Here is a 15,189-nt window from a genome sequence, read left to right as displayed (position 1 = left end):
CATGGTTCCGTGTCCATCCGTCTGCCCGATCATGTCAGTCCGTCGACGCCGACCGGCCCACGGGGGTCGAGCCGGTAGACGCGCGTCGCCGTCCCGCCACGCAGTGCATCGCGTTCCGCCGGCGACAACTCGTCGACGAGACCGGACAGCTCGTGCCAGACCGCACCGTACCCGCCGCTCGTGACGGTCATCGGCCAGTCGCCGCCGAGCATCAACCGCTCGGGCCCGAAGCAGGCGAGTGCGGTGTCCCAGGCCCGACGCACGTCGGCCGCCACGAACGGCCGACCGGCTCGATTGAGGCCCGACACCTTGGCGACCACGTTCGGTGACGCCGCCGCCGCGGCCAGCTCGGTCGCCCATCGTTCGAAGGCCTCATCGTCGCGCGGCGGCTTCGCGAGGTGGTCGACGACGATCGTCAGCCCCTCCTCCAGCCGTGCGAGTCCGGTGGCGTCACCGAGCAGCCGAGGGAAGGCGTTCGGGAGGTCGAGCGGAAGCCCCCGGTCCGCGAGGACCGCCGCCAACCGGCGCGCGGGTGCTGCCAGGAGCAGGCCGTCCCGGGGATCGTCGTGCAACAGCTGACGAACGCCGCGGAATCGTGGATGCACGCCCCAACGGTCGAGCAGTTCCTCGGCCCGCTTCGCATCGTCGATCGGTACCCAGCCGACGACGCCGACCACCCAGCTGCAGGTGTCCGATGCGTGGAGCATGGAGATCGTGTCGAGCTCGGTGTCGTCGGCCTGGACGAGGATCGCCGCTTCGACGCCGGCAGCCTGCAGTTCCGCGGCTGCACGCTCCGGCGTGAAGTCCTCGCGAAGTGCCTCGTCAGCCGAAGCGAGCCAGTGATACCCGTCGGCGCGATTCCACAGATGGAGGTGCGCGTCGATCGTCCGCATCAGCCGAGCAGCCCTCTGGTGCGCAGCTCCGTCCAGAAGGTCTCGGGGATCGGCGCCTCGAAGCGCTCCACGTTCTGGATCATCTGCTCCGGCCGCGAGGCGCCGACAGCGACCGTCCGCACGGCGGGGTGGCGGAGCGGGAACTGGAGGGCGGCCGCGGGCAGTTCGACCTCGAAGCGACGACAGATCTCGGCGATGTCGACGGCGCGGTCGAAGACCTCAGGTGGGACGGCACCGTACTCGTATCGTCCGTCACGGTCGGGGACGGCGCGGGCCAGCAGACCGGAGTTGAACACCGAGGCGGCGACCACGCCGACGCCGTGTTCCAGACAGGCGGGCAGCACCTCCTCGCCCGCTGGCTGCTCGGCGAGCGTGTACCGACCGGCGATCATGATGAGATCGGTCAGGCCCGTGCGCACCGCGGCGAGGAGTGCGGCGACGTCCATCGACCCGATCCCGACCGCCCCGACGAGTCCTTCGTCGCGGAGGGCGGCGAGCGCCGGTATCCCCTCGGAGATCCCGGACTCCGGATCGTTGCGTTCCGGGTCGTGGAGGTAGAGCACGTCGACGTGGTCGAGTCCGAGTCGTTCGAGGGACTCGTCGAGCGAGCGACGCACGCCGGCCTCGCTCGCGTCCCACTCGCGCCGCACGGTCGCCGGGACGACGAAGTCGTTGTCCGTGTCGAGCGCACCTTCCCCCCCGGGGTTCGGCACGAGGAGGCGGCCGACCTTGGTGGACAGGACGTACTCGTCGCGAGGCTTCGTCCGGAGGAAGGCGCCGAGCCGGCGCTCGGAGAGACCGAGGCCGTAGTGCGGAGCCGTGTCGTAGAAGCGGACGCCGTGTTCCCAGGCCGCATCGAGGATCGCCCAGGCCTCCTCATCGCCGAGCTCGCGGTAGAGGTTGCCGAGGTTGGCGGCGCCGTACGCGAGCCGCGGGACGAGGAGGTCAGGCACCGGCGCCCCGGAAGGTGAACTCGGCGATCGACGTCGCGAGCATCTCCGAACCGCCGCCGGGGGCGACCGGCGCGCGGTACCGGCCGGCGACGATCTCGACGGGCTCGACGAAGTGCTCGTGCAGGTGGTCGACGAATTCGATCATGCGTCCATCCTCGCTCCCGGACACGGCGATGAAGTCGAACATCGAGAGGTGCTGCACCGCTTCGCACAGCCCGACGCCACCGGCGTGCGGGCAGACCGGGACACCGAACTTCGCGGCCAGGAGGAGGATCGTGATGTTCTCGTTCACGCCGGCGACCCGCGTGGAGTCGATCTGGAGCACCTGGAGGGCGTCGGCCTGCAGGAACTGCTTGAACATGATGCGGTTGGCCATGTGCTCACCGGTCGCGACCGGGATCGGGGCGACCCCGCGCGCGATCGCCGCGTGGCCGAGGATGTCGTCGGGGCTCGTCGGCTCCTCGATCCAGGCGATGTCGTAGGGCGCGAGTCGGGACATCCAGTCGATCGCCTCCGCGACGTCCCATCGCTGGTTGGCGTCGACGGCGATCCGGATGTTGGGCCCCACGGCGTTCCGGGCGATGGCGAGGCGACGGACGTCGTCCTCCACATTCCCGCCGACCTTGAGTTTGACCTGCGCGAATCCGTCCGCGACCGCTTCGCGACACAGGCGGTCGAGCTTCTCGTCGGAGTAGCCGAGCCACCCGGGCGTGGTCGTGTAGGCGGGGTACCCGGCGGCGAGCAGGGCCTCGGTCCTGGCCTCCCGTCCCGGTTCGGCGCGTCGGAGGATCGCGAGGGCGTCGTCCGGGGTGAGGACGTCGCTCAGGTAGCGGAAGTCGACGAGCTCGACGAGTTCCTCCGGCGTCATCGTGGCGAGCAGCCGCCAGAGCGGCAGGCCGGCGCGTTTGGCCTTGAGGTCCCAGAGCGCGTTGACGACGGCGCCGATCGCCATGTGCATGACGCCCTTCTCGGGGCCGAGCCACCGGAGCTGGGAGTCGTAGACGAGTTCGCGCCAGAAGGACCCGAGGGCGTCGAGCACGGGCTCGACCTCCCGACCGAGGAGGTGGTCCCGGAGGGCGTGGATGGCTGCGACCTCGACGTCGTTGCCGCGTCCGATCGTGAAGACGAAGCCGTGGCCCTCGTGGCCGTCGTCCGCGTCCGTCACGAGCCGCAGGTAGGCGGCGGAGTAGTCGGGGTCGGGGTTCATGGCGTCCGAGCCGTCGAGGGTGGTCGAGGTCGGGAACCGGACGTCGTGCGTCTCGAATCCGATGATGGTACTCACGTCGGCATGCTCCTTCGGGCTGGTGCCACCGAGCTTAGACATCCGATGTCTGGGCTGTCAATGCGCTCAGCGTGGACCAAATCACCTGTTGCAACGGCCGGATCGGGCGGTAGAGTTCAGACGTTATCGGCTACGGAGCCGGGTCCGCACGCGGGCACCGGCGGAACCGGAAGGACCAGCATGCGCTTCGCCAGACTCGGCCCCGTGGACGGGGAGACCCCCGTCGTGTTCGCGGGCGACACCGCCTACGACCTCCGATCGATCACCCCCGACATCGACGGAGCGTTCCTCGCCGGCGGCGGCGTCGATCAGGTTCGCGCCGCCCTCGAGTCGGGTGGGCTCCCCGTCCTCGACGGCGCCGACGAGCTCCGGATCGGCGCTCCGATCGCCCGGCCGAGTGCGGTCGTCTGCATCGGGATGAACTACGCAGCGCACGCGGCGGAGTCCGGATCCGCTCCGCCCGAGATCCCGATCATGTTCCTGAAGACGCCGAACACGGTCGTCGGCCCGAACGACGACGTCCGCATCCCGCGCGGCAGCACGAAGACCGATTGGGAGGTCGAGCTGGGCGTCGTCATCGGCGAGCGCACCTCCTACCTCGACAGCCCTGAGGACGCCCTCGGCCGCATCGCCGGCTTCGTCACCGCGAACGACGTGTCGGAGCGCGACTTCCAGATGGCGGCGAGTGGCGGGCAGTGGTCGAAGGGCAAGTGCGCTCCGGGCTTCAACCCGACCGGCCCGTGGCTCGTGACGCCGGACGAGGTCGACGCCGGCGCCCTGCGACTCCGCAGCTGGGTCAACGGCGAACCGCGTCAGGACTCGAGCACGGCCGACCTCATCTTCGACGTCGCCACGGTCATCTGGCACCTGAGCCAATACCTGCAGCTCGAACCCGGCGACCTCGTCCTGACCGGCACACCCGAGGGCGTCGCGCTCTCCGGCCGGTTCCCCTACCTCGCACCGGGCGACGTCTGCGAGGTCGAGATCGAGGGCCTCGGCCGCCAGCGACACCGGTTCGTCGACCCGGTCCCTGGAATCGCGCCGGCGGCGAAGCCAGCCGAGGCACTCGGAGCCCGCGCATGAGCGCCGAAGACACCGGCGAGTTCGACGGGCTCGTCGCGATCGTCACCGGCGGCGCTTCGGGGATCGGCGCCGCGATCGTCGAACGCCTCGCCGCAGCTGGCGCGAGCGTCGCGATCCTCGACCTGAACCCGTCGCCCGACGAGGACTCCGCCACCCGCCTGTCGGTGCGGGCGAACGTCGCCGACGACGCGTCGGTCCGCGCGGCGATCGACGCCGTCGTCGCACGGTTCGGCCGCCTCGACATCATCGTGAACAACGCCGGTATCGGCGCGCAGGGCACCATCGAGTCCAACGACGACGACGAGTGGCACCGCGTCTTCGACATCAACGTGGTCGGCATGGCTCGCGTGACGCGCGCGGCCCTCCCACACCTGCGCGAGTCGCCGTCGGCCGCGATCGTGAACACCGCGTCGATCGCCGCGACGGCGGGACTCCCCCAGCGCGCGCTCTACACGGCGACGAAGGGAGCCGTGCTGTCCTTGACGCGAGCGATGGCCGCCGACCACCTGCGCGAGGGCATCCGGGTCAACTGTGTGAACCCGGGCACGGCCGACACCCCGTGGGTGGGCCGACTGCTCGACAGCGCGCCAGACCCGGCCGCCGAGCGCGCCGCGCTCGAGGCACGCCAGCCGCATGGCCGACTCGTCGCCGCGACCGAGGTCGCCGGTGCAGTCGCCTACCTGGCGAGCCCGCGATCAGGCTCGACGACCGGCACCTCGATCGCCGTCGACGGCGGGATGCAGGAGCTCCGCCTCCGCCCCGAGTAGCGAGAGCGGGGTCCCGACGCCGCCTCACCGTTCACAAGGCAGGAGCGCCCCGGCGGTTCTCCCGCGAGACGGCCATCCCCAGGCCGACACGCCTGACTCCTCCTGAATTGCGAACGGAATGGACCGGACGGGTCCGATCGTGCAGCACTCAGGCGCACGCCGGCGCGTCCGGCCACCGAGGGGATGATCCGGCTCGACTCACCGGGACGCTCCTGAATTGCGAACCCGGGGCCGAGGATCAGGCGGGCGAGCTACCGGTCGGTGTCGGGGCGCGGCCACGCGGCGGCGAAGCGCTCGAGGTACGCGGCGAACTGCGCCACCTCCTCGGGCGCGAATCCCGAGAGCGCGGTCGTGACCGCGTCGCGTCGACCCCGGTGCGCCTCCTGCAGGACCGCGCGGCCGGCGGCGCTCAGCTGCACCACGCTGCGTCGACCGTCGTTCGGGTCGACTGCGCGAGCGACCTCGCCGCGCTTCGTCGCTTCGGCCACGAGCCGGCTCGCGCGGGGCTGGTCGACACCGATCGACTCCGCGAGCGCACTGATCCCCATGCCACCGGCCGCCTCATCACGGGCGAGCGCGTCCAGCATCCGGAACCGAGCAGCCTGTGCGATCGCCTGCTCGCGCGGGTGACGGGCGCCACCGCCGGGAGCCCAGGGCCCACCGAAGCCGGGTCCGAAGCCCGGACCGCGCCCGCGCCCGCGTTCATCCTCAGCGCCGCCGTCGGCGTCGTGCCGATGACCGCCGTGCTCATCGTGGTGGTGATGACCGGGCCCACCGCGCCCACCGCGTCCGCCGAACCGACGGCCTGACTGGTCCCGTCGGATCTGGACGAGGGCCTGCTCGATCATCTCCACCGGGTCGGTTGCTGTGGGTTCGCTGGGCTGCGCTTGACGATCATCGGTCATACATGTCATTATACATTTACATGTAACAGAGCATGCAAATAAGGAGACCACCCATGAACACCCCAACGACTCACCCAGAGCAGTCCACCACCCAGTCCGCCGAGCGCCCGCTCGGCTTCTGGCTCCGCACCGTCGATCACGCGGTCAAGCACTCGATGCACGAGGTGCTCGCCGAGGACGGCCTCGGCCGCCGCAGCTGGCGCACGCTCGAGCTCATCGCCTCCGGCGCCTCGAGCGTCGAGGAGATCGACGCCTCGCTCCCGCCACACCGCCGCGGACCGCGCGGGCCCGAACGGTTCGGCCGCCGCGGCGGGTTCGGCCCCGGTCGCGGCTTCGGTCGCCCCGAGCGCACCGCCGACACGACGGCGGACACCGCATCCGCGGAGCGTCCGCGCGACCACGAGCACGGCCACCCCGCTCACGATCGGGCCTTCGGGCGCGGCCTCGAGTCCGGTGCCGGCTTCGGTCGTGATCACCGTCCCGGCGGCGCACCGTTCGGCCCCGGCCACGGCCACCACCGCGGTCACCGAGGTCCTCGTCGCTCGACCGCGGACATCGTCATGGACTTCGCCGCCCGCGGCTGGGTCATCGTCGACGCCGACGGCATCACCCTGACGGACGCCGGTCGCGAGGCGCACGACGCGCTCCGCACCAAGGTCGACGCGGTCCGCCAGACCGTCGCCGACGCCGTCTCGCCCGAGGACCTCGCGACGACGCGCGCCAGCCTCGAGAGCATCGCCCGAGCCTTCGGCTGGGCCGAGCCTTCGGCGCACGAGCGCGGCCCGCGTGGTCGCTTCGGTCGCGGCCCTCGCAGCGAGCGCTGACCGGCCGCCGGCGTCTTCCGCCCATGCGGACCCCAGCCGAACACCATGCACAGAGCCCCGGGCAGCAACCGCTGCCCGGGGCTCTCTCCGTTCGACCCACCGTCCCGTTCTCAGGACTCCGTCGGGTGTCGCCACTCACACCAGCCCGACACACCGGACATCTCCTGAGTTGGGCACGACCGGACCACACGCGACCCGGGCGCCCCTATCTCAGGACTCCGTCGCGTGTCGCCACCCACACGAGCCCGACACACCGGACAACTCCTGAGTTGGGGACGACCGGACCACACCCGACCCGGGCGCCCCTATCTCAGGACTCCGTCGCGTGTCGCCACCCACACGAGCCCGACACACCGGATGTTTCCTGAGTTGGGGACGGCACCGGGGGCTTCAGCTACTCCGTGAGGCCGTTCGCCTTCGCGACGTTCCCGAGCCACGCGAGGCTCGGCTTCGGCGTGCGCACGAAGGTCTCGCGATCGACGGCGATGAGGCCGAAGGTCGGTCGGAAGCCGCTCGCCCACTCGTAGTTGTCGAGCGCGCTCCAGTGGAGGTACCCCTCGAGCTGGATCCCGTCCTGGATGCAGGCGTGCAGCTCGCGCAGGGCGCCGTCCGTGTAGTCGATCCGACGCGTGTCGTCTGAGGTCGCGATGCCGTTCTCGGTGATCATGATCGGCACCCCGCCCGACAGCTCCCAGGCGCTCCGCACGCCCTCGGCTGCGGCCGGAGGGTAGAACTCCCAACCGGTGAGCGTCGTCTCGACGCCGTCCTCGACGGGCAGCGGACCCTTCGGCCCGATGAACGTGCGCGTGTACGCCTGGACGCCGAGGAAGTCGTCACCGGCGGACTGCTCGAGGTACCAGTCGTCACGCGGGTAGCCGTACTCGCGCAGCATCTCGTCGGAGCCCGGCTCACCGTTCGACCGGAACGCCTGCGTCGCGATGGTCCAGCCTGACTTCAGGCCGGACACCTGCGAGAGCACCTCGCGCGAACGCTTGTGCGACTCGAGAAGCGCGTCCGCCACGAACAGATCAGGGTTCGGCAGGCCGTACGCGACGAGGTTCGCCGCGTCCTCACCACCGGCGAGCATCGCGGCGATGTTCGGCTCGTTGATGGTGCAGACGTGATCGACACCCTCGCCGACGATCGGCAGGGTCAGCTCGGTGTACCGCGCGAAGAGGTCGGCGGCGTCCTTCGCCCGCCAGAACCCGTCGCGCTCGAACCAGCGCGGCACCGTGAAGTGCATGAGCGTGACGACCGGGTTGAGTCCCAGCTCGTGCGCGGTGTCGACCATGCGACGGTAGTGGTCGACCTCGGCACGCGAGACGATGCCGCGCTCGGGCTCGATCCGCGCCCACTCGATGCTGAACCGGTAGGTGTTGAGCCCTGCGTCGGCGAGCAGCTGCATGTCCTCGCGGTAGCGGTGGTAGCTGTCCATCGCGTCGCCCGAGGGCTCGACGATGTTCGTCCCGGCTTCGTGCTCGTGCACCCACCAGTTGCTGTTGATGTTGTTGCCCTCGATCTGGTGGGCAGCGGTGGCGGCGCCCCAGAGGAAGCCGTCGGGGAAGGTCAGCACGGGTGTTGCTCCTGTTTCATGTTGGGGTGTGGCCCTTCGACAAGCTCAGGGACCGGGAGGGGTGGGCGCAGGGACCGGGAGGGGTGGGCGCAGGGACCGGGGAGAACGCAGGGACCGGACGGGCGTCAGCGCTTGGCGCGGGCCGGGTTGGGGACGGCGTCGAGCAGCTGGATCGTGTACGGATCCTGCGGGTGCTGCAGGACGTGCGCGGTCTCGCCTCGTTCGACGACGCGACCCTGGTTGAGGACCATGATGTTGTCGGTCACGAGTCGCGCCGACAGCAGGTCGTGCGTGATGTAGAGCATCGAGACGCCCCACTGCTCGCGCAGGTCCTCGAGCAGTGCGAGCACACCGGCACGCAGCGACACGTCGAGCATCGAGACGGGCTCGTCGGCGATGAGCACCTGCGGGTCGCTCGCGAGCGCCCGGGCGATCACGACGCGCTGCCGCTGTCCACCGGAGAGCTGGTGGGGCAGCTTCGCCGCGAACTGCTCGACGGGCGAGAGGCCCACCGTCTCGAGGAGTTCGAGCACGCGCTTGCGCACCGCGTCACCCTTCAGCCCGGTGAAGTTCACCACCGGCCGGGTGAGCGTGTACTCGACCGTGTGCAGCGGGTTGAGCGCCGCATACGGGTCCTGGAAGATCATCTGCACGTTCTTGTGCAGGTTCCGGATGCCCTTGCGGTTCAGCTGGGCGACGTCCAGGTCACCGAAGCGGACCGCGCCGGAGGTCGGCTTCTCGATGCCCGTGATGAGCTTCGCGATGGTCGACTTGCCGGAGCCCGAGGCCCCGACGAGCGCGAGCGACTGACCGGGTTCGAGCGTGAACGACACGTCGTCGACGGCCGTCACCGCGGACTCACCGCGGCGCGGCGGCGGGTAGACCTTCGAGACGGCGTCGACGATGACCGCCGACTCGGCCGAGCGACCGGCGCGCGACGAGGCCTTGCCGGACTCGGAGCTCGCGCTCGTCGCGGTCGGGACGCTCGTCGTGGTGCCGGACACCGGAGCAGTCCCCCGGTTCGCCCGCGACGGGAAGCCGGGCAGCTCGACGACTGCGGCCCGCGGGTCGGCGTAGTGGCTGAGCAGCATCCGCGTGTACGGGTCCTGCGGACGCTCGAGGATGTCGCGGCTCGGGGCGTCCTCGACGATGCGGCCCTCGTGCATGACGAGCACACGCTGCGTCGCCTCGAGCACGACACCGAGGTCGTGGCTGATGAGGATCGCGGTGAACCCCTCGGCCTGCTGCAGCTCCGTGATCGTGTCCATGATCGCGTGCTGCACGAGGACGTCGAGCGCGGTGGTCGGTTCGTCGAACACCATGAGGCGAGGCTCGAGCGACAGGGCCAGCGCGATGGACACGCGCTGACGCATGCCGCCGGACAGCTCACCGGGGAAACGGGCGAGCACCTGCGGCGTCAGCCCGACCTTGCCGACCAGCTCGGCCATCCGGGCGTCCCAGCGGTCGCGGGAGACGTGCCCGTGCGCCTTGAAGATGTCGACGAAGTGGTTGCGGATCGTGCGGACCGGGTTGAGTGCGTTCATGCCCGACTGCAGCACCATGGCGAACCCGCCCTGACGCTGCTCGCGGAGCGCCTCGTCGCCGAGCTCGCGGATGTCCTTGCCGCCGAAGAGGATCTGCCCGCCGTTGATGCGGGCCGGCGGCTTCTGCAAGCGGGTGGCCGCGAAGCCGAGCGTCGACTTCCCGGAGCCGGACTCGCCGACGAGCCCGATGAACTCACCGGCACCGACGGAGAACGACACGTGGTCGACCGCCTGGACCGGCGCGGCGCCGACGGACTCGTAGACGACGGACAGGTCGCGGACCTCGAGGAGCGCTCCGGTCCCGGCTGCCGGCGCGGATGCGCTCTCGGCCTGGAGGTTGACGGCGTTCATCGTGACTTCCCTTCACGGAGGCGCGGGTTGCTGATCGCGTCGACACCGAAGTTGATGAGGGTGAGGCTCATCGCGAGGAGCGCGATGCAGAGACCGGGGGCGAAGAGGAGGATCCACTGACCGGTGAGCAGGGCGTTGGAGTTCTGCGCCCAGTAGAGGATCGTTCCCCAGCTGACGATCGACGAGTCGCCGAGGCCGAGGAACTCGAGGCCGGCCTCCGCGAGGATCGCACTCGTCGCGGCGCCGAAGAAGCCACCCGCGATGAGGGACGTCATGTTCGGCAGGATCTCGTTGAACACGATGCGGAACGGTCGGTCGCCCGAGAAGCGGGCCGCGGTCACGAAGTCACGCGAACGCAGCGACTGCGTCTGGCTGCGGAGCACGCGGGCACCCCACGCCCACCCGGTGATCACGATGACCGCGACGATCATCACGAGCCCACCGTTCTGGAGGTACGCGGCGATGACGATCATGAGCGGCAGGCCGGGCACCACGAGGAACAGGTTGACGATGAAGTTCACGACCTCGGCGCCGAAGCCCTTGATGTAGCCCCAGCTGAGGCCGATCAGGACCGCGACGATCGTCGACAGGATGCCGGCGATGAAACCGACCGTGACGCTGATCTGCGAGCCGTAGATGAGCTGGCTGAGGACGTCCTCGCCCGCCGCCGTCGTCCCGAACCAGTGCTCGGGGCTCGAGTCGGCGTTCCGGGGGAACCCGTCCTGGCTCGCGCCGTACGGTGCGAGCACCGGGGCGAAGATCGCGACGAGGATGAAGAACGCGAGGATGATGAGCCCGAGGCGGGACTTCCAGTTGGCCCAGAGCGTCGCCGCCGATCGACCGATGAAGGCGAACCTCCGCGGCGGACGGACGGGTGCGTCGGACTGCAGTGTCTTGACGTGCTGTGTGGTGGTCATCGGCGGGTCCTTGGGTCGAGTACGCCGTACAGGATGTCGACGAGGAAGTTGGCGATGAGCACGCTCACGGTGATGAGCAGGAAGAGCGCCTGCATGAGCGGGTAGTCCTGTCCGATCACCGCGTTGAACAGGAGGAAGCCGATGCCCGGGTATCCGAAGACCTGCTCCACGAGGATCGAACCGCCGACCACACCGCCGAGCGCGAGCCCGAAGCCGGTGAGGTTCGGGAGGATCGCGTTGCGGGCCGCGTACTTGATGGCGACCGTGCGACCACGGAGACCGTTCGCCTCGGCGAAGGTCACGTAGTCGTCACCGAGGGTGTTGATCATCGCGTTGCGCATGCCGATGATCCAGCCACCGAGGCTCGTCACGAGGATCGTCAGCGCCGGCAGCACCGCGTGGTACGCGACGTCGACGATGAAGTCCCAGGTGAAGGCAGGCGAAGCCGTCGGGCCGAAGGCACCCGAGGTCGGGAACCAGTGGAGCACGTAGCCGGCGAAGAACAGCAGGAGCAGTGCGGTCCAGAAGTACGGGAACGTGCTGGCGAAGGTGCCGCTCAGCGTCGGCAGGGCGTCGAGCCAGGTGTTCCGCCGCCAGGCCGCGAGCACGCCGATGAGGGTGCCGAGGATGAAGGCGACGATCGTCACGATCCCGAGCAGGATGATCGTGTATGGGAACGCCTGCCAGATGAGCTCACCGACCGACTGCGGGAAGAAGGTGTACGAGACCCCGAAGTCGAGCGTGACGACCTGGTGGAGGTACGTGACGTACTGCTCCCAGAGGTTGCCGCCGGGGACACCGAGTTGGGCCTCGATCGCCGCACGCGTGGCCGCGGAGACCGGGCCGTTCTGCGCGAGCTTCGCGATCGCGGCGTCGGTCGGGGAACCGGGCATGAGCCGCGGCAGGAGGAAGTTCAGCGTGACCGCCGCCCACAGGGTGAGGACGAAGAGGCCGAGTTTGCGCACCATGTACACGGTCACTCACCGTCCTTCCGGAGCTTGAGGTGCGTGAACACGAGGAGCGGGGTCTGGTCGTAGGTCTGCAGCGGTGCGTAGGGGTTGTCCGCATCGGGCCAGCCGGTGAACTTCTTGTCGTTGTAGAGGCCCCAGAGTCCGCCGTAGTACATGCCGATGACCGGGAAGTCGCTGTAGACGATCTGCTGCATCTGGTGACTCAGCCCCAGGCGAGTGGCCTCGTCGGTGGTCTCCTTGTACTGGGCGAGCAGCTGGTCCATCTGCGGGTTGCGGTAGCGACCGAAGTTGCTGGACGTCGTCTCGCCGATCGGCTTCGCGAACTCGCTGTTGAAGCTGTTGTTGAAGCCCTGGAACATGATGCCGTTGCCCATGCCACCCATGGCGACCTCGAAGGCGCCGCTCTGGATCGCCTGCTGGTACCCCGGCGGCTGCGGCTGCTTGATCTGCACGTCGATGCCGAGGGCGCCGAGCTCCTTGCGGACCTCCTGGACCGCGCGGAGCCAGTCCGCGTAGCCGTTGGCGGTCGTGATCGAGAAGCTGAACTGCTTGCCCGCCGCGTCGACGAGCTTGCCACCCTGCTGGGTGTACCCGGCGGCCGCGAAGGCCTCGAGGGCGCCGGCGGTGTCCTGCGTGATCATGCCCTGGTTCGGCAGGGTCGGGTCGAGCTCGTCTTCCTGGTTAGGGAGCATGAGGCTCGACTGGCCGGCTGCACCGAGGTAGCCCTCGGTCGCCGCGTCGGCGATCTTGTCGCGGTCGAGCGCCAGGGCGATGCCGCGACGGACGTCGACGTTGTCGAACGGGGCGACGTCCATGTTGGGCACGAGCCCGATCACGCCTCCCGGCGGGAACCAGAACTTGTTGTGGTCGTTTGCCGCACCCCAGGTGCCTTCGACGTTCGACAGGAACGAGTACGCCCAGTCGAAGCCCTTGGTCACGATGTCGAGTTCGCCGGTGGCCGCGGGGATCACGAGGTGGTTGACCTCGATCTTGTCGGCTTGCCAGTACGTCTCGTTCTTGTCCATCGTGTACTGCTGCGAGGTGTAGTTGCCGAGGACGTAGGGGCCGGTGCCGACCGGGTTCGGGTTCCGCCAGGTGTCGGGGCTCTTGACGTCCTTCCAGATGTGCTCCGGGACGATGAGCGTCTGCGAGACGATGTCGGCCGCGGGGGCGTCGTCGTCGAGCAGGTGCATGATGACGTGCTGGCCCTTCACCTCGATCGTGTCGATGTGCTGCCAGGCGCCCTTCTGGTCGAGCGTCGGGTACTGCTTGATGAGGTCGAAGGTGAACTTGACGTCCTCAGGGGTGAAGGCTTCACCGTCGGACCAGGTGGCGCCGTCGCGGATCGTGTAGTCGATCGTGCGGGCGTCCGGGAGGTCCACCTTCTCGGCGAGCCACGGCGTCTCCTTGCCGTCGAGCACGTTGATGATCACGAGCGGCTCGTAGATGTAGCTCGAGGCCGAGCGCTTGTTCACGAGGTAGGGATTGAAGTTCCGCTCGAGCATCGGGGTGCCCTTGTCGGAGGCCAGCAGCATCGTGTCGGCGGGGATCGAGGGATCCGGCTCGCTCTTGATCTGGATGCTGCAGCCGGAGACGAGCAGGGCCGCCGCGGCGATCATCGCCGCTGCTCCGAGTCGTCTGCGCCTGCGGACCTTGGTCCGCTCGTGCGTCGTGTGCGTCATCGCCACCGTCCTTGCTGAAGTCTGTACCGGTCGAGTGTAAGCGCATACATTGCCCGGCGCAACCCGTGTCGGACATCCGATCCTGTTCGCAATTCAGGAGAGCCTCGGCGCGGAGACCTCGGCGCGGAGACCTCGTGGCGGACGGACGCGCCGCGGCACGCCGCGGGCTTCCTGAATGGTGAACGCGAGGGGAGGCGATGATCAGGACGTGATCGACTCGGAACTCTCGCGGAGGACGACCTCGACGGGGAGTCGGACGGACATCGCGGGCAGCTTCGGTTCGGCGAGGCGACGGGCGAGTGCCTGCACGGAGACCCGGCCGAGCGTCTCCATCGGCTGCCGGACCGTCGTGAGCCGCGGAGCGGACAGGCGGCCGGCGTCGATGCCGTCGAATCCGGTGACGATGAGCTCCTCCGGGACCGCGACCCCGGCGATCCTGGCGGCGTCGATCACACCGAGCGCCATCTGGTCGTTGGCGCACACGACGGCCCGCGGCAGCCCGTCGCGTCGGAACAGCTCCCGACCGACCCGTCGCCCGCCCTCGCGGGTGAAGTCGCCGCGGAGGGTCGGCTCCTCCGGGGCCTCGAGCGACCGGTCGGCGAGGGCCGCGCGGAACCCGCTCCAGCGCTCCGCGTCATCTGGCGAGCCGAGGCTTCCCGCCACGTACTCGAGCTCTCGGGCACCGAGGTCGTCGATGAGGTGCGCCGTGAGCGTGCGCATCCCCTCGGCGTTGCTCACCGAGACGTGATCGAGGTCGTCACCGCGCCTGGGCCCCGCCATCACGACGATCGGGACGTGCCGCGACAAGCGCGCGAGCTCCTCCTCGCTCGCGCTCCCGGCCAACACCATGAGGCCGTCCACCCGACCTGCCATGTCGCGCACGGTCTGCGTCGCCGTGGATCCGCGTCCGACGCCGACGAGCAGTGCGAACCCGCTCCGCCAGGACTCCAGCTCGCAGCCGCGCAGCACCTCGTCGAAGTAGAGGTTGAGCGTCCGTGTGTCGGTCCGCTCCGGGATGTCGCGGACGATGCGCGCTCCCCCGGCCGCCGCCTCGTCACCCTCGAGGGCGATGTCCCCGAGGTCGTCCATCGCGTCGAGCCCCTGGAAGAACAGGCCGATGACGCCGGTGCGGCGCGCGGCGAGTCCTCGTGCGGCCCCACTCGGGACGTACCCGAGTTCACCGACCGAGGCGAGCACGCGGTCTCGCGTGGCCGGTTTCACGTCGTCGGGGCGGCTGAGCACCCGCGAGACCGTCGCGATGGAGACGCCGGCGTGGTGCGCGACGTCGTAGACCGTCGGCGGTTTCGTCATGGGAACGCCTTCCTTCGGCCACCAATGATACGCACGGCATCCTGCCCGCCCGGTCCACCGGCGGCGTGGGATGACGCGCGGACCGCCCTCGTCTTGCGTCACGGGAGCGGCCCACACGAGCCGGGAACCGCAG

The 15,189-nt window shown here is 69.6% G+C and carries 13 protein-coding genes; 3 read left to right on the top strand and 10 right to left on the bottom strand.

The annotated features are described in order from the left end of the window. Window positions 1–29: 29 nt before the first annotated feature. The 3 genes from EAO79_RS07365 to EAO79_RS07355 are packed head-to-tail and all read right to left on the bottom strand — an operon-like array spanning window position 30 to window position 3,128. Complete coding sequence (locus EAO79_RS07365; RefSeq protein ID WP_124768568.1) at window positions 30–893, bottom strand: amidohydrolase; 864 nt, start codon at window positions 891–893, stop codon at window positions 30–32. Continuing rightward, a complete protein-coding gene (locus tag EAO79_RS07360) occupies window positions 893–1,846 on the bottom strand; it encodes an aldo/keto reductase (RefSeq protein WP_124768567.1) in 954 nt (317 codons plus the stop codon). Before EAO79_RS07360 ends, EAO79_RS07365 begins: the two co-directional genes overlap by 1 nt. Then, window positions 1,839–3,128: an L-fuconate dehydratase gene (locus EAO79_RS07355; RefSeq protein WP_124768566.1), complete on the bottom strand. Its 1,290-nt coding sequence runs from the start codon at window positions 3,126–3,128 to the stop codon at window positions 1,839–1,841. Before EAO79_RS07355 ends, EAO79_RS07360 begins: the two co-directional genes overlap by 8 nt. A 180-nt stretch (window positions 3,129–3,308) precedes the next feature. Between EAO79_RS07355 and EAO79_RS07350 the strand changes: the two genes are divergently transcribed. Both EAO79_RS07350 and EAO79_RS07345 read left to right on the top strand, forming a co-directional pair. Beyond that, the gene (locus EAO79_RS07350) at window positions 3,309–4,211 is read left to right on the top strand and encodes a fumarylacetoacetate hydrolase family protein (RefSeq protein WP_124768565.1); all 903 of its coding nucleotides are present in this window, start codon (window positions 3,309–3,311) and stop codon (window positions 4,209–4,211) included. After that, window positions 4,208–4,978, top strand: coding sequence for an SDR family NAD(P)-dependent oxidoreductase (locus EAO79_RS07345; RefSeq protein ID WP_124768564.1), 771 nt, complete (start codon window positions 4,208–4,210; stop codon window positions 4,976–4,978). Before EAO79_RS07350 ends, EAO79_RS07345 begins: the two co-directional genes overlap by 4 nt. Window positions 4,979–5,229: 251 nt before the next feature. Here EAO79_RS07345 and EAO79_RS07340 read toward each other — a convergent pair whose 3' ends face one another. Further along, window positions 5,230–5,883 (bottom strand): MarR family winged helix-turn-helix transcriptional regulator, encoded by a 654-nt coding sequence (locus EAO79_RS07340; protein WP_124768563.1) that lies wholly within the window; start codon window positions 5,881–5,883, stop codon window positions 5,230–5,232. Window positions 5,884–5,936: 53 nt separating this feature from the next. Between EAO79_RS07340 and EAO79_RS07335 the strand changes: the two genes are divergently transcribed. Further along, the gene (locus tag EAO79_RS07335; RefSeq protein ID WP_124768562.1) at window positions 5,937–6,707 is read left to right on the top strand and encodes a hypothetical protein; all 771 of its coding nucleotides are present in this window, start codon (window positions 5,937–5,939) and stop codon (window positions 6,705–6,707) included. A 394-nt stretch (window positions 6,708–7,101) separates the two neighbouring features. Here the strand turns inward: EAO79_RS07335 and EAO79_RS07330 are convergent, their stop codons facing one another. The 6 genes from EAO79_RS07330 to EAO79_RS07305 all read right to left on the bottom strand — a co-directional run bounded on the left by EAO79_RS07330 (window position 7,102) and on the right by EAO79_RS07305 (window position 15,056). Beyond that, complete coding sequence (locus EAO79_RS07330; RefSeq protein WP_124768561.1) at window positions 7,102–8,280, bottom strand: glycoside hydrolase family 1 protein; 1,179 nt, start codon at window positions 8,278–8,280, stop codon at window positions 7,102–7,104. Between the two features lie 125 nt (window positions 8,281–8,405). Further along, window positions 8,406–10,175 (bottom strand): ABC transporter ATP-binding protein, encoded by a 1,770-nt coding sequence (locus tag EAO79_RS07325; RefSeq protein WP_071261828.1) that lies wholly within the window; start codon window positions 10,173–10,175, stop codon window positions 8,406–8,408. After that, the gene (locus EAO79_RS07320; RefSeq protein WP_124768560.1) at window positions 10,172–11,092 is read right to left on the bottom strand and encodes an ABC transporter permease; all 921 of its coding nucleotides are present in this window, start codon (window positions 11,090–11,092) and stop codon (window positions 10,172–10,174) included. The genes EAO79_RS07325 and EAO79_RS07320 overlap by 4 nt, the downstream gene beginning before the upstream one ends. Then, on the bottom strand, window positions 11,089–12,060 hold the full coding sequence (locus EAO79_RS07315; protein WP_085512196.1) for an ABC transporter permease: 972 nt from the start codon (window positions 12,058–12,060) through the stop codon (window positions 11,089–11,091). Before EAO79_RS07315 ends, EAO79_RS07320 begins: the two co-directional genes overlap by 4 nt. Window positions 12,061–12,068: 8 nt before the next feature. Next, the gene (locus EAO79_RS07310) at window positions 12,069–13,745 is read right to left on the bottom strand and encodes an ABC transporter substrate-binding protein (RefSeq protein WP_086473023.1); all 1,677 of its coding nucleotides are present in this window, start codon (window positions 13,743–13,745) and stop codon (window positions 12,069–12,071) included. 201 nt (window positions 13,746–13,946) lie between these two features. Next, the gene (locus EAO79_RS07305) at window positions 13,947–15,056 is read right to left on the bottom strand and encodes a LacI family DNA-binding transcriptional regulator (RefSeq protein WP_121291487.1); all 1,110 of its coding nucleotides are present in this window, start codon (window positions 15,054–15,056) and stop codon (window positions 13,947–13,949) included. Window positions 15,057–15,189: the final 133 nt, after the last annotated feature.

This window comes from Plantibacter sp. PA-3-X8 (assembly GCF_003856975.1).
GTDB classification, from domain to species: Bacteria; Actinomycetota; Actinomycetes; order Actinomycetales; family Microbacteriaceae; genus Plantibacter; species Plantibacter auratus.
The sequence above is the reverse complement of the archived record's forward strand: the minus strand, read 5'-3'. Positions and strand labels throughout refer to the sequence as shown.